The 21,863-nt window shown below is 58.6% G+C and carries 19 protein-coding genes; 15 read left to right on the forward strand and 4 right to left on the reverse strand.

The window, feature by feature from the left end; genetic code table 11:
- Positions 1-97 precede the first annotated feature (97 nt).
- The 10 genes from B7E11_RS21810 (at position 98) to B7E11_RS21855 (ending at position 11,794) form a co-directional block, all read left to right on the forward strand.
- Positions 98-1,444 carry an ISLre2 family transposase gene (locus tag B7E11_RS21810; RefSeq protein ID WP_080838824.1) on the forward strand — a complete coding sequence of 449 codons (1,347 nt, stop codon included), beginning with the start codon at positions 98-100 and terminating at the stop codon, positions 1,442-1,444.
- 443 nt (positions 1,445-1,887) lie between these two features.
- Positions 1,888-3,429: a ribonuclease Y gene (rny, locus tag B7E11_RS21815; protein ID WP_080838825.1), complete on the forward strand. Its 1,542-nt coding sequence runs from the start codon at positions 1,888-1,890 to the stop codon at positions 3,427-3,429.
- 122 nt (positions 3,430-3,551) lie between these two features.
- On the forward strand, positions 3,552-4,346 hold the full coding sequence (locus B7E11_RS21820; protein WP_080838826.1) for a TIGR00282 family metallophosphoesterase: 795 nt from the start codon (positions 3,552-3,554) through the stop codon (positions 4,344-4,346).
- Positions 4,347-4,534: 188 nt separating this feature from the next.
- Entirely contained in the window at positions 4,535-4,795 is a 261-nt protein-coding gene (locus tag B7E11_RS21825) for a stage V sporulation protein S (protein WP_019005392.1), read from the forward strand.
- Positions 4,796-4,985: 190 nt separating this feature from the next.
- A complete protein-coding gene (locus tag B7E11_RS21830; RefSeq protein ID WP_080838828.1) occupies positions 4,986-5,924 on the forward strand; it encodes a dipeptidase in 939 nt (312 codons plus the stop codon).
- A gap of 211 nt (positions 5,925-6,135) precedes the next feature.
- Positions 6,136-7,872, forward strand: a complete 1,737-nt coding sequence (locus tag B7E11_RS21835; protein ID WP_080838829.1) for a 2-oxoacid:acceptor oxidoreductase subunit alpha — start codon at positions 6,136-6,138, stop codon at positions 7,870-7,872.
- 1 nt (position 7,873) lies between these two features.
- Positions 7,874-8,740, forward strand: a complete 867-nt coding sequence (locus tag B7E11_RS21840) for a 2-oxoacid:ferredoxin oxidoreductase subunit beta (protein WP_080838830.1) — start codon at positions 7,874-7,876, stop codon at positions 8,738-8,740.
- 222 nt (positions 8,741-8,962) lie between these two features.
- Entirely contained in the window at positions 8,963-9,541 is a 579-nt protein-coding gene (gene pduL / locus B7E11_RS21845; RefSeq protein ID WP_080838831.1) for a phosphate propanoyltransferase, read from the forward strand.
- A 168-nt stretch (positions 9,542-9,709) separates the two neighbouring features.
- Positions 9,710-11,272, forward strand: a complete 1,563-nt coding sequence (miaB, locus tag B7E11_RS21850) for a tRNA (N6-isopentenyl adenosine(37)-C2)-methylthiotransferase MiaB (RefSeq protein WP_080838834.1) — start codon at positions 9,710-9,712, stop codon at positions 11,270-11,272.
- A gap of 27 nt (positions 11,273-11,299) precedes the next feature.
- Positions 11,300-11,794 (forward strand): YlbF/YmcA family competence regulator, encoded by a 495-nt coding sequence (locus tag B7E11_RS21855; RefSeq protein ID WP_080838835.1) that lies wholly within the window; start codon positions 11,300-11,302, stop codon positions 11,792-11,794.
- A 529-nt stretch (positions 11,795-12,323) separates the two neighbouring features.
- Here the strand turns inward: B7E11_RS21855 and B7E11_RS21860 are convergent.
- Positions 12,324-12,941 carry a biotin transporter BioY gene (locus tag B7E11_RS21860; RefSeq protein ID WP_080838837.1) on the reverse strand — a complete coding sequence of 206 codons (618 nt, stop codon included), beginning with the start codon at positions 12,939-12,941 and terminating at the stop codon, positions 12,324-12,326.
- Positions 12,942-13,039: 98 nt separating this feature from the next.
- Between B7E11_RS21860 and B7E11_RS21865 the strand changes: the two genes are divergently transcribed.
- A complete protein-coding gene (locus B7E11_RS21865) occupies positions 13,040-13,897 on the forward strand; it encodes an energy-coupling factor ABC transporter ATP-binding protein (protein ID WP_080838839.1) in 858 nt (285 codons plus the stop codon).
- A 1-nt stretch (position 13,898) separates the two neighbouring features.
- Positions 13,899-15,596 carry an ATP-binding cassette domain-containing protein gene (locus tag B7E11_RS21870; protein WP_080838841.1) on the forward strand — a complete coding sequence of 566 codons (1,698 nt, stop codon included), beginning with the start codon at positions 13,899-13,901 and terminating at the stop codon, positions 15,594-15,596.
- Between the two features lie 57 nt (positions 15,597-15,653).
- Here the strand turns inward: B7E11_RS21870 and B7E11_RS21875 are convergent, their stop codons facing one another.
- Both B7E11_RS21875 and B7E11_RS21880 read right to left on the reverse strand, forming a co-directional pair.
- Complete coding sequence (locus B7E11_RS21875) at positions 15,654-16,949, reverse strand: MFS transporter (RefSeq protein ID WP_080838843.1); 1,296 nt, start codon at positions 16,947-16,949, stop codon at positions 15,654-15,656.
- A gap of 162 nt (positions 16,950-17,111) precedes the next feature.
- Positions 17,112-18,140, reverse strand: coding sequence for an iron-hydroxamate ABC transporter substrate-binding protein (locus B7E11_RS21880; protein WP_245809789.1), 1,029 nt, complete (start codon positions 18,138-18,140; stop codon positions 17,112-17,114).
- Positions 18,141-18,516: 376 nt separating this feature from the next.
- On the opposite strand from B7E11_RS21880, the gene B7E11_RS21885 reads away from it, so the two are divergent.
- A complete protein-coding gene (locus tag B7E11_RS21885; RefSeq protein ID WP_139787278.1) occupies positions 18,517-19,422 on the forward strand; it encodes a glycerophosphodiester phosphodiesterase in 906 nt (301 codons plus the stop codon).
- 122 nt (positions 19,423-19,544) lie between these two features.
- Here the strand turns inward: B7E11_RS21885 and B7E11_RS21890 are convergent, their stop codons facing one another.
- The gene (locus tag B7E11_RS21890) at positions 19,545-19,877 is read right to left on the reverse strand and encodes a winged helix-turn-helix transcriptional regulator (RefSeq protein ID WP_080838848.1); all 333 of its coding nucleotides are present in this window, start codon (positions 19,875-19,877) and stop codon (positions 19,545-19,547) included.
- A 185-nt stretch (positions 19,878-20,062) separates the two neighbouring features.
- On the opposite strand from B7E11_RS21890, the gene B7E11_RS21895 reads away from it, so the two are divergent.
- Both B7E11_RS21895 and fur read left to right on the forward strand, forming a co-directional pair.
- Complete coding sequence (locus tag B7E11_RS21895; protein WP_080838850.1) at positions 20,063-21,001, forward strand: aldo/keto reductase family protein; 939 nt, start codon at positions 20,063-20,065, stop codon at positions 20,999-21,001.
- A 267-nt stretch (positions 21,002-21,268) separates the two neighbouring features.
- Complete coding sequence (gene fur, locus B7E11_RS21900; protein ID WP_080838852.1) at positions 21,269-21,745, forward strand: ferric iron uptake transcriptional regulator; 477 nt, start codon at positions 21,269-21,271, stop codon at positions 21,743-21,745.
- The last annotated feature ends 118 nt before the right edge of the window (positions 21,746-21,863 follow it).

The following is a 21,863-nucleotide window of genomic DNA, read 5'->3' on the forward strand; positions in this document are numbered from 1 at the left end:
GTGGGTGTAGGAATTGGAAAAAGCGGATATAGAAAAAGAGCTTCTCCCTTGGTAAAGTGATGTTTGCGCACAACACACCAAGAAGGAGGAAGCTCCTGTGAGCCACTTTACCACAACAATGCCGACGATGAAAGAGATTGAGCAATGGATTTTCCGGAAAATGCAGGAGGAATTCGCTCGTGCGATGAAGCAGGTACTGGAGGCGCTGGATCAGCAGATCCTGGAGCAACGGGACCGAGAGCGTTATCGAGTAAAGGACGAGCGTGAAACAAGCGTCAACACAGTGTTCGGGAATGTGCGCTTTAAGCGGAGATTGTACTGTGACCGTAGAAGCGGCAAACACGTGTATCTGCTGGATCAGCTGTTGCAATTCGAAGGGCGCGGGAAAGTCAGTCCGCATTTGGAAGAGACAGCAATCGCATTCGCAAGCCAAGGACCGTCGTACCGGGACAGCGCAAAGAGGCTGGAGCAGCTTTTGGGCTACAATGTGCTGAGCCACCAAGCGATCAGGGAAAAACTGATGGAGCGTGCGCAACAGCCGATGCCAGCGGTGAAACGGCGCGCTGCCCGCGTGCTGTTCGTGGAAGTGGATGGGTTGTACACGAAGCTGCAGCGGAGCAAAAAGCGCGGGATGGAGAACGCAATTGCAGTCGTACACGAAGGCTGGGAGAAGAACGGCAAGCGGGTACAGCTGAAGAACAAACAGCATTACCTGCATACGAGCGGCGGCGACTTCTGGGAAGGGTTCGGGGACTTTCTGGTGGAGCGTTACGAAATCGACGAGAACACGTGGCTTGTGGTGAACGGAGACGGCGCGGCGTGGATCGGGGAATGTACATCCTACTTTCACCAATGTCTGTACATGCTGGACCGCTTTCATGTGGCGCGTGATTTGAAACGCTTTGTTGGTCATTTGCCGCAGGTGTGGGAGACCGTGAGACGGTCTTTGGCCAAACAGGATGCAGCCGCGCTTATGGCGGTCCTGGAAGGGGGGTCGGAGGAAGAGATAGCGGGAGAGAACCGGGAGGGATGGGAGCCGGATAAAAGATTTCTTAAGCGGGCTGAGAAGGAGTTTGAAGACTATCCAAAAACACTCCAAGCGAAGGGGAGCGAGACAAGCGGTATGCGCCCGATGGGAAGCGCGGAATCGCAGATGCGTATATTCGCCAAGCGGACGAAGCGTGGCGGGTACAGTTGGAGTGAGCGAGGCGTCAGGGCGATGCTGAGGACGATGATGAGGATTCAAGAAGCGGGCACGGTGGTAAGAACGGTTGAAGGACAAGCGAGTAAGCAGGCAACGCCGCAGCAGTCGATAAACATGCGGCAATTGCTCAAGAACGTGACGCAACCGGTCAAGGGTTGTATCGCTGGAATGATTCGCATGCTGCAAGGACCGAAGCAAAGCAGCACAACGGGTATGGCACTCAAAGCACTTCGCGGATAACGGCAAAAAATTCTGACAAATCACTTGTGTTTGATGAAAGAACGAAGCAAAGCGCTTACAAGGAAGAGGTTCCTTCGGGGTTCGCGTTCCAGGCATCTTAAATGACTGCCCACGCTAGCTTGACACTGACAGCGGATATGCTTTGCTTGACAATCCATTTTCACAAAAGATACAATGTTCCTGTATTCCATCTTCCCTTCCGAACCTTTTTTCCTTCCAAAAAAACGATTCGGAACTTGTTTTTTCGACTTTTTACGATTCGGGTCGGCGCAGGACGCAAGGCCCGCTGCCCGCAATCGTCTACGGCAGGGCGGGGCTTGCCGGACTAGGGAAGCTGCCCGTTTTGCCCGCAACAGCGAAATGGATCGGTTTGAAAGCCGGCACACAATTTTATACGTGTCCCAAGCGTTTGCCTTGGTGATACAACGAGGAGGTGAAAGACCATGCAGGACTGGATCTGGGTCTTGATCGTCATCGTTGTTGGCGCGCTTTTCTTTGGGATCGGTTATGTTGTTCGCAAGTCCATTGCGGAAGCCAAGATTTCCAGTGCCGAACAGGCGGCTCTGCAAATCGTGGAGAACGCCCGCAAAGAAGCGGAAGCAATCCGCAAAGAAACGGTACTGGAAGCCAAAGACGAGGTGCACAAGCTCCGAAACGAGGCCGAGCGCGACATTCGCGATCGCCGCAACGAAATCGGGCGTCAGGAACGGCGGCTTGTGCAAAAGGAAGAGTCGCTGGACCGCAAGCTCGAAGCGTTGGAACGCAAAGAGGAACAGGTCGCCAACAAGGAGAAACGAATCGAGGAAACGCAGGAAGAGATCGAGACGCTTCATAAGCAGCAGATCAGCGAACTGGAACGGATTTCGAACTTGACGATGGACGACGCGAAGCAGCTCATTTTGACGACTGTCGAGCAGGAGGTCCGTCATGAAACCGCTCAACTGATCAAAGATATCGAACAGCAGGCGAAGGAAGAAGCCGACAAACGCGCCCGCGACATCATTTCGCTCGCCATTCAGCGTTGCGCCGCGGACCATGTGGCGGAAACGACCGTATCGGTCGTCGCATTGCCGAACGAGGAAATGAAGGGACGCATCATCGGACGCGAGGGCCGCAACATTCGGGCTCTGGAGACGCTCACCGGGATCGACCTCATTATCGACGATACGCCGGAAGCTGTCATTTTGTCCGGATTCGATCCGATTCGCCGCGAGATTGCCCGCACGTCGCTTGAGAAGCTGGTGGCCGACGGAAGAATCCACCCGGCCCGCATCGAAGAGATGGTGGAAAAATCCCGCAAAGAAGTGGACGAACGAATTCGCGAATACGGCGAACAGGCTACGTTCGAGGTAGGCGTGCACGGTCTCCATCCGGATTTGATCAAAATTTTGGGAAGACTGAAGTTCCGGACAAGTTATGGACAAAACGTGCTGAAGCACTCGATGGAAGTCGCTTATTTATCGGGACTGATGGCGGCGGAGCTCGGAGAAGACGTTACTCTCGCCAAACGCGCCGGCTTGCTGCACGATATCGGCAAGGCGCTCGATCATGAAGTGGAAGGCTCGCATGTCGAGATCGGCGAGGAATTGGCGAAGAAGTACAAGGAGCATCCCGTTGTCATCAACAGCATCGCTTCCCACCATGGAGATTGCGAAGCGACTTCGGTTATCGCGATGCTCGTCGGGGCTGCCGATGCGCTCAGCGCGGCGCGTCCCGGAGCGAGAAGAGAGACGCTCGAGACGTATATCAAACGTCTGGAAAAGCTCGAGGAAATTTCCGAATCGTTCGACGGCGTCGAGAAATCGTACGCGATTCAGGCCGGACGCGAAGTTCGCGTGATGGTTCAACCGGAAAAAGTCGACGACGCGGAGGCGTTCCGCCTGGCCCGCGACATTACGAAGAAAATCGAGGGAGAACTGGATTATCCGGGCCACATCAAGGTTACGGTCATCCGCGAAACCCGGGCAGTGGAGTACGCGAAATAAGTTTCGGGAAGGCTGAAGAAGTGGCTGCGGCTTAGCGGCCACTTCTTGCCTTTCTGGCGGCCGTTCGCGTTTTGCGTACGGGCGATCCATTATTTGCGGTCAGCGTAAGGGAAGGTGTTTTCATGAAAGTGGTTTTTATCGGGGATATTGTCGGAAGCGTCGGACGGGAAACGGTCAAACGGCTGCTGCCCTGGATCAAGGACAAATATCAGCCGCATATCGTCATCGCCAACGGGGAAAACGCCGCCGGCGGCCGCGGCATTAACGCCGCCATAACGCGAGAATTGTTCGATTGGGGCGTTCACGGCATCACAATGGGCAACCATACGTGGGACAATCGGGAAATTTTCGAGTTTATCGACGACGAGCCGCGGATGGTTCGTCCCGCCAATTTGCCTCCGGAAACGCCCGGAGTCGGCTATGCCCTGATCAAAGTCGGAAACAAGGAGCTCGGGATCGTCAATTTGATCGGCCGCACCTTCCTGCCTCCTTCGGATTGCCCGTTCCGGGCGGCGGACGATATTATCGACGAGCTTCGCAAAAAAACGAAGTGCATCCTGGTCGATTTCCATGCCGAGGCGACGAGCGAAAAAATCGCGATGGGCTGGCATTTGGATGGCCGAGCTTCGCTTGTCGTGGGCACGCACACCCATGTCCAGACGAACGACGACCGGATTTTGCCCGGCGGCACCGCTTACTTGACGGATGCGGGCATGACCGGACCGCGGGACGGCGTGCTCGGCATGGAGAAGGAAGGCGTGCTGCGCAAATTCAAGACGGGCCTGCCTTCCCGATTTCAGGTTGCGGAAGGGAAATGGCATTTGCACGGCGTATTTGTCGAACTGGACGATGCGACCGGCAAGGCGACGAGCATCAAAACGATCCGGGTAGACGAGGACTCCTGGATCGCAACCTGACAACGCGCGGATAGAGACGGGTGTTTTGGCTGTCAAGCGGCGAAATACCCGCTTTATCCGCCTAAAAATATCAGAATTTTTTGCGATTTGCCGGCCATTTTCTCCTTGGAAGCAGGAATTAACGAGGCCCTCACCGAATAAGTATCCGTTAGTGGGCCCATCCTTTGATCCCCGAGGAGGAACTGGTCATGGAAGTATTAAAGGTTTCTGCAAAATCCAATCCAAACTCTGTTGCAGGCGCTTTGGCGGGTGTGCTCCGCGAAAGAGGCAATGCCGAACTGCAAGCGATTGGCGCTGGAGCGCTGAACCAAGCGATAAAAGCAGTCGCGATCGCCCGGGGGTTTGTGGCGCCGAGCGGGGTGGATTTGATTTGCATCCCGGCTTTTACCGATATTGTCATTGACGGAGAAGATCGCACGGCGATCAAGTTAATCGTGGAACCTCGTTAAACGAAACGCAAAGCGATAGTGAACCTGTTCTCGAACTGTCCGGCCCAGATGGCTCTTCTTGTCATGAGGTTGGAAGGGGAGGACAGGTTTTTTGTGTTAACGGACGATTGAAAGCGGCTATCTGTAAACGGGGGATGGGGAAACGGTCTATCGAACGGCCTTACGTTTTACGCCAGGGGGGACGAGCAGGATGAAAGCGGCGGACTTGCACTGCGACGTTTTATTCAAAATGCTGAAGCATCCGGAGCTGTCTTTTCGGGAACCGTCCGGAGGAAAGCTGGACGTGACGGCGGACCGTCTCCGCGAAGGCGAGGTGTCGCTCCAAGCGTTCGCGATTTATTTGCCCGAAGACGGCCCGAAGGATCCGGAAACGGTGCTGCGGGAAGCGGAGCTGTTTTGGTCGAAGGTGCTGTCGGAAAAAGGAATCAGGCTGATCCGCACGGCGGGCGATCTGCAGGCGGCTTGGGATGGAGGCCAAACCGGCGCTCTGCTGTCGCTGGAAGGAGCCGACGGGCTGAGGGAGCAGTGGTGGTGCCTGAGGCTGCTGCATTTGCTCGGGCTTCGGCTGCTTGGGCCGACGTGGAATTGGGCGAACTGGGCATGCGACGGCGCGATGGAACCTCGCGGCGGAGGACTGACCCGCGCCGGAAAAAGGCTGGTGAACGAATGCGAATCGATGGGGATTTTGATCGATGTGTCGCATATGTCGGAACGGGGCTTCTGGGACGTGGCGGAACTTTCAAGCCGTCCGTTTTTCGCTTCCCACTCCAACGTTCGGGCGGTGAGAGAGCATTCCCGGAATTTGACCGACGCTCAGCTTGCGGCGATATTTCGGGCGGACGGAATCGTCGGACTGACGTTCGTCCCCTGGTTTTTGTCGGATCGGGAGCCTGCGTCCGTCGACGATGTGCTCCGGCATGTCGAACACGTTTGTTCTCTCGGGGGTGAACGGCATCTGGCGTTCGGATCGGATTTCGACGGCATCGAACGCCATGTCCATGGGCTGTCGCAGCCCGGCCACTACCCGTCGCTCGCGGATGCGCTGCTCAAGCGGTACCCGGAGCCGATCGTCCGGGGAATGCTCGGCGAGAACGCGGTGCGTTTTTTGCGCAAATATCTTCCCCAGTAATCACATCGAAATGAATTCATAATGGAAGCGGAACGTTTTTATCAGAAATCGTTATCAGTTGATTTAGGCATAAAAGCTTGCTTTTTGGGGAATGCAATCATAAAATTTACATGGGTTAAACAAAAGCTTTAATCTTTATTTTATAAATAGGATTCGTTTTCATAGCGGAAGCGCACAGGTCGAAGCAGAGATTAAGAGGAGATGGACAAACGTGATCAGTCAATTGTCATGGAAAATTGGCGGCCAGCAGGGGGAAGGCGTGGAAAGTACGGACCGTATTTTCTCGACTTCGCTGAACCGGCTGGGCTATTATCTTTACGGCTACCGTCACTTTTCCTCACGTATTAAAGGCGGACATACCAACAACAAAATCCGGATCAGCACGACTCCGATTCGCGCGATTTCGGACGATTTGGATATTTTGGTCGCGTTCGACCAGGAAAGCATCGATCTGAACGCCCATGAACTGCGCGCCGGCGGCGTCGTCGTCGCGGACGCGAAGTTTTCGCCGGCGTTGCCGGAAGGCATCGACGCCCGGCTGTTCGCGGTTCCGATTACGGCGATCGCCGAAGAGCTCGGCACCTCCCTGATGAAGAACATGGTGGCCTCCGGGGCCTCCTGGGCGCTGCTGGGCCTTCCTTTGGAAGTGTTCAACAAGGCGGTGGAAGAAGAGTTCGGAAGAAAAGGCCCGGCCGTCGTCGAGAAAAATATCGAAGCGGTCAAGCGCGGGGCGGAATTCGTCCTGGAGCAGGCCGGCGGCCCGCTCGAGGAATTCCGGCTGGAAGAGGCCGACGGGAAGCAGAAGCTGTTCATGATCGGCAACGAGGCGCTCGGCCTCGGAGCCATCGCGGGCGGCTGCCGGCTGATGTCGGCATACCCGATTACGCCGGCTTCGGAAATTATGGAATATTTGATCAAAAAGCTGCCGAAATTCGGCGGCACGGTCATCCAGACGGAAGACGAAATCGCCGCGGTCACGATGGCGATCGGCGCGAACTACGGCGGCGTCCGGACGATGACCGCTTCGGCCGGACCCGGCCTGTCGTTGATGATGGAGGCGATCGGTCTTTCGGGCATGACCGAAACGCCGCTCGTCATCATCGATACGCAGCGCGGCGGACCTTCCACCGGCTTGCCGACGAAGCAGGAGCAGTCCGATATTCACGCCCTTATTTACGGAACGCACGGGGAAATCCCGAAAGTCGTCATCGCGCCGAGCACGATCGAAGAGTGCTTTTACGATATGATCGAAGCGTTCAACCTGGCGGAGCAATACCAGGTGCCGGTCATCGTCGCGACCGACCTGCAGCTTTCGCTCGGCAAGCAATCGTGCGAGCCGCTCGATTACGAACGCATCCAAATCGAGCGCGGAAAGCTGATCGCGGACGAACTGCCGCCGCTGGAACAGCATAAAATGTTCAAACGCTACGAATTTACCGAGGACGGCATTTCGCCGCGCGTCCTGCCCGGAGCCAAAAACGGCATCCACCACGTGACGGGCGTCGAGCACGACCAGGAAGGCCGGCCGTCGGAATCCGCCGCGAACCGGAAGCGAATGATGGAAAAACGCCTCGGAAAAATCAAGGATTTGCGGGTTACCGACGCGATCAAGGCCGACAGCACGGTCGAAGAGCCGGACCTGCTCATTATCGGTATGGGCTCGACCGGCGGCACGATCGACGAAGCCCGCGCCCGCCTTGCCGAACAAGGCATCAAGACGAACCACGTCACCGTACGCCAGATGCATCCGTTCCCGGCCGACCTGCTGGAGCCGTATTTGGCGAAAGCGCGGAAAGCGGTCGTGCTGGAAAACAACGCCACCGGTCAGCTCGCTTCGCTGATCAAACTGAACGCAGGCTATCACGACAAGATCGAAAGCCTGCTGAAATACGACGGAACGCCGTTTTTGCCCGCCGAAATCGAAAAAGCTTGCAAGGAGTTGGTCTGAGATGGCAACGTTCAAAGAGTTTCGCAACAACATCAAGCCGAACTGGTGCCCGGGCTGCGGCGATTTCTCCGTGCAAGCGGCGATCCAGCGGGCAGCGGCCAACGTGGGCCTCGAGCCGGAGCAGCTCGCGGTCATTTCCGGCATCGGCTGCTCGGGCCGGATTTCCGGCTACATCAACGCGTACGGCCTGCACGGCATTCACGGCCGCGCGTTGCCGATCGCGCAGGGCGTCAAGCTCGCCAACCGCGAGCTTACGGTCATCGCGTCGGGCGGCGACGGCGACGGTTTCGCCATCGGCATGGGGCATACCGTCCATGCCATTCGCCGCAACCTGGACATCACGTATATCGTCATGGACAACCAGATTTACGGGTTGACCAAGGGCCAAACTTCGCCGCGCAGCGCCGAAGGCTTCAAGACGAAATCGACGCCGGAAGGGTCGATCGAATCGACGCTGTCGCCGCTCGAAATCGCCCTGTCCGCCGGCGCGACGTTCGTGGCGCAGTCGTTTTCGAGCGATCTCAAGCAGCTGACCTCGCTCATCGAAGCGGGAATGCGGCATAAGGGCTTTTCGCTGATCAACGTGTTCAGCCCGTGCGTGACGTTCAACAAAATCAACACCTACGACTGGTTCAAGGAAAACGTCGTCAACCTGGAGCAATTCGAGGACTACGATCCGTCCAACCGGATCGCGGCGATGACGAAAATCATGGAAACCGGCGGCATGCTGACGGGACTTATTTATCAGGATACGACGCGCAAATCGTACGAGGATATGGCTGTCGGCTTCAAGCAGGACGCGCTGGCCAAACAGGACCTGCGCCTGTCGAAGGACGAATTCGACAAGCTGGTCGCGGAATTCAAATAATCATTTTTAGGCAAAACGTTTATCCGCTCTCGCGGCCCCCCAAGCCGGGCCGGGCGGATAAACGTTTTTTGATAAGAATAAATCGACAAATTCGTGGCGGCGCCCGAATGATGGCGGTTTCAGCCGCGCCGGACGGGCGATCGCGTGTGCCTGCAGGCGGGGGATAAGGTATAATATTGGGTGAAAAGGACATGATTCCATCAGGCAAAGGCGGAGATACGAATGAGCGAAACCAAACAAGTGCCGGTCGGCGTTTCGGCCCGCCATATTCACTTATCGCAGGAGCATGTGGCCATCCTGTTCGGCGAGGGAGCAGGCTTGACCGAGATGAAGCCGCTAAGCCAGCCGGGACAATTCGCCGCGAACGAAACGGTGGCCGTATACGGCCCGAAAGGCTCCTTTCCCAAAGTGCGCATCCTGGGGCCGGCCCGCAAGGCGACGCAGCTAGAAGTGTCTCGTACGGACGCTTTCGCGCTCGGGCTTAACCCTCCGGTGCGGGAATCCGGCAACATCGAAGGAACGCCTGGCATCCGCATCGTCGGGCCGGCTGGCGAAGTGACCGTGGACCAGGGCGTCATCGTGGCGGCCCGCCATATTCATTTCCACACGTCGGACGCGGCGAAATGGGGCATCGCGGACAAGCAACTGCTGAAAGTTCGCGTCGGAGGCGAGCGAGGCGTCGTGTTCGAGCAGGTCATCGCCCGCGTCTCGGACGCTTTCGCACTCGACATGCATATCGACACCGACGAAGGCAACGCCGCCGGCGTCAAGACGGGCGACACGGCCGAAATCGTCGGCTGATCCCGAGAAACGAAAGGCCCTCCCGAACCAGGGGAGGGTTTTCTTTTTGCCATGACAACCTCCATAGATTCATGCGTTCCGTTGTGATATAATTTCGTAATGTACTTTATGAATCAAACGCTTTTCGTTTCTTGATATAGAGTCTGACCTAAAGGATGTGAACGCACCATGTCGCAAGAGAAAGATTACTCCAAATATTTCAACTTCTCCGATGCGAAGATCGTCAAGGAAGGGGACGGCAAGACGACCTACCGGATCAAGGGCCGGGAAATCACGATCAATTCCGTTCCGTCTTACAAAGACGAGAAGAAGCGCGGCAAGGAAGAAATTCGGGTCCATTACGAGCAAGCCGTACCGGACGAACTGCGGACGCTCGGCCACGGCAAAAAATATTTGATCTACACGTACGGCTGCCAAATGAACGAGCACGACACCGAGGTGATGCGCGGCCTGTTCGAAGAGATGGGCTTCGTCGCAACGACCGAACGGAAAGAAGCGGACGTCATTTTGCTGAACACGTGCGCCATCCGCGAAAACGCGGAGGATAAGGTGTTCGGCGAGCTGGGCCATCTGAAATCGCTGAAGCTGGAAAGACCCGGACTCCTTCTCGGCGTGTGCGGCTGCATGTCCCAGGAGGCTTCCGTCGTCGGCCGAATTATGGAAAAGCATGCGCATGTCGATCTGATTTTCGGCACCCACAACATCCACCGGCTGCCGCACCTGCTGCAGGATGCCTATTTCAACAAAGAAATGGTCGTCGAAGTATGGTCCAAGGAAGGCGACATCATCGAGAATTTGCCGAAAAAGCGCGAGGGACTCCGGGCATGGGTCAACATCATGTACGGCTGCGACAAGTTCTGCACGTACTGCATCGTTCCGTATACCCGGGGCAAGGAGCGCAGCCGGCTGCCGGAAGACGTCATCGCCGAAGTGCGGGAGCTTGCGCGGCAAGGCTTCAAGGAAATTACGCTGCTTGGGCAGAACGTCAATGCGTACGGCAAAGATTTTACGGACCGCAGCTATCGCTTCGGCGACCTGATGGACGATATCCGGAAAATCGATATCCCGCGCATCCGCTTTACGACGTCCCATCCGCGGGATTTCGACGATCATTTGATCGAGGTGCTGGCCAAAGGCGGGAACCTGGTCGAGCACATTCACCTGCCGGTGCAGTCGGGCAGCAGCGAAGTGCTGAAGCGGATGAGCCGCAAATACGATCGCGGGCTTTTTTTGGAGCTCGTCCGCAAAATCCGGACGGCCATCCCGAACGTCGTCCTGACGACCGACATTATCGTCGGGTTTCCCGGCGAGACCGAGGAGCAGTTCGAGGAAACGCTGACGCTTGTCCGCGAAGCGAAATTCGCTTCGGCGTTTACGTTTATTTATTCCCCTCGGGAAGGAACGCCGGCCGCCGGCATGGAGGACAACGTTCCGTACGAAGTGAAGCAAAAGCGTCTGGAACGCCTCAACGCGCTCATCGCCGAGCTTAGCCTGGAGAGTAACCGGCTGCTGCAGGGCGAAACGGTGGAAGTGCTCGTGGAAGGCATCAGCAAAAACAACGCCGGCGTTCTGTCCGGCCGGACGCGCTCGAACAAGCTGATTCATTTCGAAGGTTCGCAAGAGTGGATCGGCCAGTTCGTGCAGGTCAAAGTTACGCAGCCTCAAACGTGGTATATTCGCGGGGAAGCGACCGAAGCTCCGGCCCCTGCCGCTTTGTCGCACGGAGCCTAATCGCCAATTTCAGGAGGAATATCGAATATGTCGGCAACCGAGCATGCGCACGACCATCAGCATCAAGACGACTGCGGCTGTTTTCATGAGGACGGCCAAGCGATCCCCGAGTTCGATAACCGGGAACTGATCGTGCGCGAGGATATTTTGGCCAGAGCGAGAGAACTCGCGCAGCTGATCACGACGACCGAGGAAGTTGCCTTGTACCAGCAAGCGGAAAAGCGAATTCAAAGCCACGAGAAGGTTCAAGGCTTGATCGCGAAAATCAAGAAAAAGCAGAAGGAACTGGTCGCCTTCCAAAACACGTTCAAAAACGAAGCGATGGCCGCCAAGATTGAAAAGGAAATCGAAGAGCTGCAGGACGAGCTCGACGAAATGCCGATCGTGCAGCAATTCCAGCAAAGCCAGACCGACGTCAACTATTTGCTGCAATCGATCGTCAGCATTATCCGCGATTCGGTCGCGGAAAAGCTGGACGTCGAAGCTGCGGCCCGGGCGGAAGATCCCGAATTTTGCGACTAGGCGGTTGTTAAGACCGTCCGAATAATCGGGCGCGGGCGGCCGCAAGCTAAGCTTGCCGTCCGAAACCGGACGCCAATTCGCCAAGGAGGTCTGGCGCGATGACCGAAGGCATCCCCAACTCGCAGACGCGGGCTCCGAAACCCGACGACCCGAAAAAGCAGGGGCGTTCCGCCGCCAAGAAAAAGTCCAAATAACAACGAAGAAAGCGGCGTTTCCGATTAGTTCGGAGGCGCCGCTTTTTATGAATAAGCAGTCTGCGAATCGCGACGCTGCTTCCGGTATCCCGTTGGCTCAGTCTGTCTGCGGATCGCGACGCTGTTTCCGGTATCCCGCTGGCTCAGTCTGTCTGCGGATCGCGACCGTTTTGCAGAACCCGTTGCATCCGCTCTTCATCCCATTATTCGGGTACTTTTAAATAGGTTCGGCTTTCCTGAGGGAAGGGGATATCGAGAATAAGGCCGCAAAAGGGAACATAGTTCCCGAGGCGCCCCTCAAGGCACCCCTCAAGGCGCGACCGGGACCCAAGACGTCAACGCAGCCGAGGGAGCTTCGGACGAAGCAGGACGATAACGACCGTCGCCACGGCCGCTTTGATGAAATCGCCGGCAAGGTACGGGTAGCAGCCAAGCACCATTGCTCGGGCAAGGGACGTGTCGGCTTTGTAGGCGAGCCAGGGCACGCCCGTTAGGTACGCGAACGCGATGCCGAACAGGACGATCGAAGCCGCAAGCGCGGCAACTCGCTTCGGGCCGGGCCGGGTGACACCGCGAAACAGCCGGTCGCTCGCCAGGCCGATCAAAAGCGCGGATACCGGGAACATCCAGATAAAGCCCCCCGTCGGGCCGAACACGGTCGCGAGCCCGCCCCGGCCTTGCAGCAAGGGAAGTCCGGCGGCCGTCAGCAGGACGACGATGGCAATGCTCCAAAAGCCGTATCTGGCGCCGAGCAAACCTCCCGCGAGCATGACCGCAAGCGCTTGAAGCGTAATCGGGACCGGCGTAAAGCCAAGCGGAATCTGCACGAAGCTGAAGGCGATGAACAAGGCGGCGAACAAAGCCGTGTAAACGATCCCTCTGATTTGCTGCGACGGACCGGAAGCAACCGGAGACGGATTCGGGGATCCCGCCGAATCGGGTAAATTCGTCATTGTCAAAACCCCTCTCGAAATGTTAACCTGTATTTTGGATATTGGTTAACATTTCGCATTTTACCATGGGAAATTTCGCTTGGGAAGAGGAATTTTAGATGAATGAGGAAAAAACGAGCCTGCCGCTGCGCCTGATCGAGGTGACCGTTTACGGAGCGGACGAAGAGGGAGAGACGAAGACGATCGTTGCCGATCTGAACTTGTCGATCGCCAAAGGGGAGTGGCTTACGATCGTGGGCGTGAACGGTTCCGGCAAATCGACGGCGGCGCGGCTGATTGCCGGTTTGCCGGCGGGGAACGTCGCGGGAACGGTCGAGCGCGGTTTCGCAGGGGATAATCCGGCAGCCTATGTCATGCAGCAGCCCGACGCGCAGCTATTCGGGCAAACGCCCCGGGAGGAATTGAGGTTCGCCCTCGAATGGCAGGGAATGACGCCGTCCGTAACCGACGTGCAGGCGGAAGCGATGCTGGAGGCGGCGGGCTTGAGCGAAGCGGCCGACCGCCCATGGAGCCGGCTGTCCGGCGGCCAGCGCCAAATGGCGGCGATCGCCGCCGCTTGCGTCGGGAATCCGGAGCTTGTCGTATTCGACGAGGCGACCTCCATGCTGGACGACGGCGCCCGGCGCCGGGCTCGCTCGTTCGCCGGCCGGCTTCGCGAGCGCGGCGCGGCGATCGTCTGGGTTACGCAGCGCCTGGAGGAGCTGGAGCCGGGGGAGCGCGTCGTCGCTTTCGCGGACGGGCGAATCCGCTTCGACGGGGACGTGCGGCAGTTTTTGTACGGTCGGGATGAATATGCGCAAAGCCTATCGCCCTGCGAGCAGGTCGGACTTCGGCTTCCCTATCAGGCCCGGCTTGCGCGGGAGCTGTGCCGTTCCGGCAAGCTGTTCCCGCCTCTGCCGGTAACGGCGGAGGATTGGCGCAGGACGCGGCTGCGGCCGAAAAGGGCGGAGGCGTGACATGTCGGCAGCGGAATCGAAACGAACGGATTTGACGGTAACGCGCGGGGACACCCGGCTTGAGTTCCATCGAGGAACGATAACGGCCGTCTTCGGACCGAACGGCGCCGGCAAATCGTACTGGCTGGAACAGCTGGCCGGCTTGAGGCCGCCGCAGGATTGGCGCATAAGTTTCGGCGAATCGGAGCTGTGGATAAGCGATTGGCGCGGCCGTCCGATTCGAAACGATCGGGCGTTAAAAGCGTATGCCTACGCGAGCCAGGCGCCGGAAGAGCAGCTGTTCGCCCGGACGGCGGCCGAAGAGCTGGAATTTGCGCTGAAGCCTTACGGGCTGCCGGCGGAGGATAAGCTCGAGCGGCAGGAGGAGGCGCTCGAAGCGGTAGGCTGGAATCGCGCGTGGCTGACCCGCGATCCGTTTCGCATGAGCGGCGGCGAGCGCCGAAGGCTTGCGATCGCTTGTCTGCTCGCCGTCCCCGCGCCGTGGCTGCTGCTGGACGAACCGACCGCGGGCCTGGACGCGGAAGGGCATGCGCTGCTCGCGGAGCGGCTGCGCCGCGAGGCGCGATCGGGGCGCGGCGTCGTGCTCGTCTCGCACGACAGCGAATGGGCGCTGCCGCTGGCCGATCGGGCGCTGCTGCTCGCGCCGTCGGGCGAGGCCAGGCTGTGCGGCCGCGACGAGCTTCTCGCCCGTCCCGAGCTGTGGCGGGAAGCGGGCATGGAAACGCCGCCGTGGCTGATGCTCGCGGGCGATTGGCTGAAGCGGGGGCTTCGGCCGGAATCGCTGCTGGACGCGGCGGCGCTGGCCGACGAGCTCGTGCCGGATCGGCCGCCCGGAGATGCGGCGGCGGACGCCGGCCTGCCCGAAGCGGCCGCGCGCGAAACTGCCGCTTCCGAAGCGGATTCGCAGCCGGCGCGTCACCGGTCCGCCCGGGATGACGGCATGGACGAGCCGCCTCGGCTCGCGCGCTTCGACCCGCGGGCGGTATGGCTTTCTTATTTGCTGTTATCCGCGGCGATTTTCATGCTTCGGGATTGGGCGGGACTCGGAATGGCGGCCGCGATCGTGCTGACGGCCATCGCGTGGGGCCAAATTCCTTTGCGCAGGTGGCGGGGAACGATCGCCGCTTTCATGGCGTTTTCCGTCGCGGCGTCCTTGATCGCGGCCGCGGGAGCCGGGGGAGCCAAAGGCATTCACCCGGAAACGATGCTTGCCACGCTGCATTCGATGAGCCGCACGCTGCTCGTCATGCTGCTCGGTTTGGGGCTGCCGCTCGTCATGACGCCGCTTCGGCTGCGCAAATCGCTGGAGCAGCTCGCGGCAAGAAAAGGAAGGCTCGGCTTGCGCTCGCAGAACGCGATTTTGACCGTTACGCTGCTTATGCGGTTCATTCCGGTTTTGCTCGGAGAGTGGGAGCGGTTCGAGCGGCTCGCGATCGCGAGGGGGAAAACTGCCCGCTTATCGCTCAAAAACGCGGCGGGCCGGCTGATTCACATTTCCATGCCTTTTCTGACGGCGCTTTTCCGGCATGGCGATCAGGCGGCGCTGGCGCTCGAAAGCCGAGGCGTCGGACGAAGGCCGTACCCCGCGGTATGGCCGACGCTGCGCTGGGCCCGGCGGGACACGCTGCTGCTCTTGGCTGCGGCCGCGACCGTCGCCCTTCTCGTCTGGTGGGCGGTACGCCGGCCATTCGGCATGTAAGCCCGCCGATCGAGGAGGGCCATTCGGCATTCGTCGGCGCGGCCTCCGTCCGTCCGGCTAGCGGCGGCGTTTCGCTCCGATCAATGCGATTGCGGCCGCGGCCAGCCCGATGGCGCCGGCAAACCAAAACCCGGCGCGAAGACCGCCGGCATTGTTGAACCAGCCCGCGACATAAGGGCCCGCAAACATGCCGATAGAATAGACGGATTGGTAGAAGCCCATTGCGGTCGCCCGTTCGGACGACGGATAGTCGCGAATGGCAAGGCCGAGCAGCAGCGGAATGACCATCGCCTGCGCGGCTCCGTTCACGGCCTGAGTCGCCAGCAGCGACGGAAGCGAGGCGCAAAGCGGAATCGCGGCGGAGCAGGCGGCGCTGAGGATGAAACCGGCGATAATGACGTTTCGTTCGCCGAAGCGGGGCGCGAGCAACCGGCCGCTCCAGAGCGAAACGAGCGCATGCGGCACCATGAAGGCGACGACAAGCCACGTAAGCTCGACTTCCGACGCTCCGAGCGCAACGGCCTGAAGCGGGGTAAAGCCGAACATCGTAATGAATAAAATGCAGTGAACGAGCAGCGACAGCAGCGACACTTCGATCAGCAGCGGCGAGGACGTTACGATCTTCCGGACGCTGCGGCGGGCGCCGCCGGGCGCTGCCGTTCGCGCTTCCTTCGCAGCCGCGGGCAACGCGGCGCGGCTTGGTGACGGCGGCTCGAACACGCATGCGGCGGCGAGCATCCCGGCGGCGGCAAGGCCGATGCCGGTCAAAAACGCCGTTTCCCAGCCGCCTGCGGATGCGAGCCAGCCGCTTGCCGTCATGCCGGCCAGCTGGCCGACGACGGTGAGAAAGCTGATCGTGCTCATCGCCTTGGTGGACTGTTCGGGCGGATAGTACGAAGCGTAAAGCACCGAATAGGCGACCCAGGAAGAGGCGCATATGCCGAGCACGAGCCTGCCGGCCAGCGGCCCCTGCCAGGCGTCTCCGACGAGAAACAGGGCGCTTCCGACGAGTCCCGCCAGCATTCCGGCAATCAAAAACGGCTTGCGCCGGCTCATTCGGTCGGAATAGACGCCGAGCGGAAACCGGATGAGCATCTGGGACAGGCCGTAGCTGCCGACGATGAAGCCGATCCAGCCCATCGACAAGCCCCGATCCTGCAGAAACGGAGTCAGAATCGGTACATAAACGTACATGGTCATCCAATATAAAACGGTCGCCGCGGCGAACAGGAGATGATGCCGGCGGGCAACCGGCTTGAACGGGAGCGCGGCGCGAGCGCTCCCCGCGCCGGGAACGGCGGCCGGCCGGCCGGGCAGCGCGTCCCGGCGAGACGGCGTAACGGGGGAAGACATCGGACAAAACCTCCGGTTGCGACTTATTAAAGCGTTTGCTTCGCGTCTTCTTAATGTAACGAACTTCGCGCCGTCCGTGAAGCCCCAATCGCCGATCGCCGCAAAAAAACAATCCCCCCGGCCGAAAGCGGCCGGAAGGATTGCTTCGCTGCATGCGCGTCTTTAGTTGACCAGGCTGGCCAGCACGTTGTCGATCATTTGCCCGTTGGCGATCGCGCCCGAGTAAAGCCAGCTCTCCTTGCTGTCGAATTCGTATACGTTGCCGTTCTTGACGGCGGGGATGCTTTGCCAAATCGGGTCCTGAAGCGCTTCGGAGCCCGACGCCACGTCGCTGTTGATCAGGAAAATGTGATCCGCGTCCAGTTCGGCCAGCTTTTCCAGCGAAATGGAGTTCCAGCTGGCGCTGCCGGCGGCCGAAATTTCCTTGACGACTTCCGGCACCGTCAGGCCCAAATCGCCGTATAGAACGGCGCCGCTGGATTGCGATTCGCTGACGACGTAAAATTGCTTGTTCGTCAGCCACAGGACGGCGGCCGATTCGGAAGCGACCGCTTGCTGCAGCTTCTCCTTGGCGTCTTTCGCTTTGGCATCGTAATCGTCCAGCGCTTTTTGCGCTTCGTCGCTTTTGCCCAGCACTTCGCCGATTTTCAGCAGCGCTTGCCGCCAATCGTTGTTGATTTCGTCCCCGAGGACGAACGTCGGGGCGATTTTCGAATATTGGCCGTACTTGTCGCCTTCGACCAGGCCGGACGAGCCGACGATGATCAAATCGGGCGTAAAGCTTGCAACCGCTTCGTAGGGAAGATCGAAGGCGATCGTCGGAATCCCCTCCAGCTCACCCTGCAAATAATCCTGAATGCCGTTTGCCACCGACCATTGGGCGACCGGCTTTACGCCGAGGGCGACCAGGTGGTCTTCCAGGTAAGAGGCGATAATGCGTTCCGGGTTCGCCGGGACCGTCACTTCGTTGCCGAGGCCGTCCGTCAGCGTTCGTTCGGCGCTGGCGTCAGTCGAAGCCGCAGCCGATGCGGACGGGCTTGCGGTCTGCTCCGCGGACGGGCTGGCGCCGGCGGAAGCGCTCGGCGAACCGGCGGCGTTATTGGAATTGCCGCCTCCGCAGGCGGCGAGCATCAGCGACAGGGCGATCAAGCTGGTTGCGATCCAACCGATTTTTTTCTTTGCGTGCGACAAATTGGTTGCTCCCCTTCAGGTCGTGACAGACCTTTTTTTATGGTATAAAGGCGAATTTAATGATAACAATTCTCATTTACATTGTCAATCCGATCGCGTGCGTTTCTTTTTTCGGTCTCCGAGGTAATAAGCAGCGTGCGTATCTGTCGAATGCCGGCGACTCTTGACAGGTTTTGGACATAATGAAATAATGACTCATTGTATGTTTTCCGAGAGGCAAGGCAGCATTGCGGCCTCGATTGAATACGATGCTTACAAGCAAGTAAAGCGGATTCAAAGAAAGCTCTCGGGACGAGGGGAGACCACGAAAGCGCCTCCAGCTTGAAACGCCGGCTCCCTTCGGCAAGGACACCAGGGGATGACGGGAGGGCTCAAGTTGCGCAAACGGGAGATTACGACGCTTTACTTTTACACGCTTCATCTGCTTCTGGTCGCCGCGATCATCGCGCTCCTGATGTCGTGGTCCGCAAGCCGCGACGTCTTGATGGAACTGTTTTCGCCGGATCGCAAGGTGGCGACGATCGCGCACCGGGGGGCTTCGGGATACGCGCCGGAAAATACGCTTGCGGCTTACCGGACGGCGGTTCGCATGAACGCGGATTATTTGGAAATCGATTTGCAAATGACGAAGGACGGGCATCTTGTCGCCATGCACGACGAAACGGTCAACCGGACGACGGACGGGACCGGCCGCGTGCGAAATTTGACATTGGAGGAAATCCGGCAGCTCGATGCCGGCTCCTGGTTCAACCAAACCCATCCGATGTACGCGAGGGAAGAATACGCGGGCGAAAAGGTGCCGACGCTGCGGGAAATTTTCGAAACGTTCGGCAACGATGCGAACTACCTGCTGGAGACGAAGTCCCCGACGGTTTATCCCGGCATGGAGGAGCAGCTGATCGAGCTCGTCGAGGAATACAAGTTAAGCCGCCACGTCGCGGTGCAATCGTTCAGCAAAGCCAGCCTGTCCAAGCTGCGTTCCCTGAACGAAGAAATTCTGCTGTTCCAACTGCTGTGGTACAACGCGCCGGCGTATATCTCGAGTTCTTCGCTGGAGGAAATCAAGCAATACGCGAACGGCATCGGCGCCAACTTCGAAAAGCTCAGCGGTTCCTACGTGCAGAAGGTCAAAAACGCGGGCTTGTTGGTGTACCCGTACACGGTAAATTACCAGGTGAACATGAGCAAGGCGGTAAGGTGGGGAGCGGACGGCGTTCATACGAACTATCCCGACCGGCTCATCGAGGTGATCGAGGAAGCGAGGCATAGCGGAATCGGCTAGGTCGCCGGCTCTTAAACGAAACGCGCAGCGCAGCTTTGCGGCCGATCGGCGGATCGGACCCGAAGCGCGCGGCGCGTTTCGTTTGTCGCGGGAGCTCCCGAACGTTTGCGGGCGGCCGGTCTCTAGGTCCACTTTGCCGCCCAGAGCTTCATTTCTTTTACGATATGGTGCAGATCCTGCCCCTTGGGCGTAAGCGTATACTCGACCGTAACCGGTACGGTAGGAAACACGCGTCGTTCCAGCACGCCCTTTTCCTCCATATGGCGCAGCGTGCTGGTGAGCGCGCGGGGACTTACGGCCGGGATGCTGCGCTGCAGCTCGCCGAATCGCTTCGTTCCTCCGAACAGCTCGCGCAGGACGAGAAAGGCCCATTTCCCGCCAAGCACGTCGAGCGTTTTTTCAATGTTGCATTCGTAATCGACCGGGACTTTCGGAATATAATTGCTCGCATTCATCGCCAAACCCTCCTTGGTATACAAAGTATAGCATATATACTGGGTATAATTTAATGAAAAATAATTCACTACTTTTAATTGTATATCGCAATCCATTACAATAAAAGCGGTTCCGGCAAGGAATGTCCGGCGAAGCTGGCAACGTTCGGAGCGGCTTCGACCCCATTCAAGGAGGCGGTTGCAAGATGAACTATCGGAAAATGGGCGGTACGGGCCTGAAGGTGAGCGAAATCAGCCTGGGAAGCTGGCTGACTTACGGAGGCTACGTCGAAAAGGAAAACGCGGTGAAATCGATCGAGACGGCTTACGATCTCGGCATTAATTTTTTCGATACGGCCAACGTTTATGAAAGAGGACAAGCCGAGCTGGTCGTCGGCGAGACGCTGCGGGCGTATCCGCGCGAATCGTACGTGCTGGCGACCAAGGTGTTCTGGCCGATGGGCGACGGTCCGAACGACCGCGGCCTGTCCCGCAAGCATGTGACCGAACAATGCCATGCCAGCCTGAAGCGCCTGGGCACCGATTACGTGGACATTTACTATTGCCACCGCTTCGACCCGGAGACGCCGCTCGAAGAAACCCTTCGCGCATTGGACGACCTCGTAAGGCAGGGGAAGGTGCTCTACGTCGGCGTCAGCGAGTGGACGGCCGCGCAAATGGCCGAGGCGCTGACGGTCGCGGACCGGTACCTGCTGGACCGGATCGTCGTCAACCAGCCGGTTTACAACATGTTCCAGCGGTACATCGAAAAGGAAATCATCCCGCTCGGCGAGCGGAAGGGCATCGGCCAGGTCGTTTTCTCGCCGCTCGCGCAAGGACTGCTGACGGGAAAATACGCGTCCGCGGACAGCGTGCCCCAAGACAGCCGCGCGGCCAAACTCGACCATATGCGGAAGCATATCACGGATGAAAAAATCGCGAAAGTGCGCAGGCTCGGCGAAATCGCTTCGGAGCTCGGCATTACGGTCGGGCAGCTCGCTCTGGCATGGATTTTGCGCCAGCCGAACGTGGCCAGCGCGCTCGTCGGGGCGAGCCGCCCGGAGCAGGTGAAGGAAAACGCGGCGGCATCGGGCGTCGCGCTGTCCGCGGACGTCCTGGAGCGGATCGAGGAAATTTTGGCGTAAACGGCGCGGGCGAAAACGCTCGCGCGCGGCGAACATGCGAGAAGGACAAACCTATGGCCTGCTTAAGTCGGGGCGCTTCATTTTCCGGGGAACCGGAAGATGGGGCGCTTTTTTCCGTTTTATGGCGGGCCGACCCGGGAGCCCGATCCTCGCCGGACTTCATTTTGATGAAATCCTTTGCTTTCAGACAAAGTTTGCGTTAAGATTAGAATTATTCTAAATAAAAGTCTGCTAAGCTTAGCTATTTATAGAAGAGAGGCGCTTGTGTTGACGATCACGGAACAGCTGGATTCGATTAATTGCCGATTGGCGAGCAACGGGTACAAGATGACCCGCCAACGCGAAGCGACCGTCCGGGTGCTGCTTGAAAACGAACGGGATCATCTGACGGCGGAAGACGTGTTCATGCTCGTAAAGGAAAAGTACTCGGATATCGGGCTCGCCACGGTGTACCGGACGCTGGAGCTGCTGGCGGAGCTGCACATCGTCGAGAAAATGAATTTCGGCGACGGCGCCGTCCGCTTCGATTTGCGCAGCGACGACCACGAGCATATGCATCACCATTTAATCTGCGCCGAATGCGGTTCCCTGCAGGAGATCAAGGAGGATTGGCTGCTCGATCTCGAGCAGCGGCTGGAGCGCGAATACGGCTTCAAAGTAACCGATCACCGACTCGATTTTACCGGCCATTATAAAACATGTACCCGCAAAGAGTGCAAAAAGAAATCGAAGGCGGTCTCTTGACCCGCCCGCGAGCCGCGTTTTCCGGTTTTGGAAAACGCGGTTTTTTCGTGTTCGAGCGAGACCGGGAACGGCCCGGCCGAATGAACGGTCGCGAGAGGCCGTTATTGCTTTCGCGATT

It is taken from the genome of Cohnella massiliensis (assembly GCF_900169535.1).
Classification (GTDB): Bacteria; Bacillota; Bacilli; order Paenibacillales; family Paenibacillaceae; genus Cohnella; species Cohnella algarum.

Excerpts from the sequence above, each read along its gene's own strand:
- rny (WP_080838825.1), top strand. The coding sequence starts at position 1,888 with ATGCAGGACTGGATCTGGGTCTTGATCGTCATCGTTGTTGGCGCGCTT.
- B7E11_RS21820 (WP_080838826.1), top strand. The coding sequence starts at position 3,552 with ATGAAAGTGGTTTTTATCGGGGATATTGTCGGAAGCGTCGGACGGGAA.
- B7E11_RS21825 (WP_019005392.1), top strand. The coding sequence starts at position 4,535 with ATGGAAGTATTAAAGGTTTCTGCAAAATCCAATCCAAACTCTGTTGCA.
- B7E11_RS21830 (WP_080838828.1), top strand. The coding sequence starts at position 4,986 with ATGAAAGCGGCGGACTTGCACTGCGACGTTTTATTCAAAATGCTGAAG.
- B7E11_RS21840 (WP_080838830.1), top strand. The coding sequence starts at position 7,874 with ATGGCAACGTTCAAAGAGTTTCGCAACAACATCAAGCCGAACTGGTGC.
- pduL (WP_080838831.1), top strand. The coding sequence starts at position 8,963 with ATGAGCGAAACCAAACAAGTGCCGGTCGGCGTTTCGGCCCGCCATATT.
- miaB (WP_080838834.1), top strand. The coding sequence starts at position 9,710 with ATGTCGCAAGAGAAAGATTACTCCAAATATTTCAACTTCTCCGATGCG.
- B7E11_RS21855 (WP_080838835.1), top strand. The coding sequence starts at position 11,300 with ATGTCGGCAACCGAGCATGCGCACGACCATCAGCATCAAGACGACTGC.
- B7E11_RS21860 (WP_080838837.1), bottom strand. The coding sequence starts at position 12,941 with ATGACGAATTTACCCGATTCGGCGGGATCCCCGAATCCGTCTCCGGTT.
- B7E11_RS21865 (WP_080838839.1), top strand. The coding sequence starts at position 13,040 with ATGAATGAGGAAAAAACGAGCCTGCCGCTGCGCCTGATCGAGGTGACC.
- B7E11_RS21870 (WP_080838841.1), top strand. The coding sequence starts at position 13,899 with ATGTCGGCAGCGGAATCGAAACGAACGGATTTGACGGTAACGCGCGGG.
- B7E11_RS21875 (WP_080838843.1), bottom strand. The coding sequence starts at position 16,949 with ATGTCTTCCCCCGTTACGCCGTCTCGCCGGGACGCGCTGCCCGGCCGG.
- B7E11_RS21890 (WP_080838848.1), bottom strand. The coding sequence starts at position 19,877 with ATGAATGCGAGCAATTATATTCCGAAAGTCCCGGTCGATTACGAATGC.
- B7E11_RS21895 (WP_080838850.1), top strand. The coding sequence starts at position 20,063 with ATGAACTATCGGAAAATGGGCGGTACGGGCCTGAAGGTGAGCGAAATC.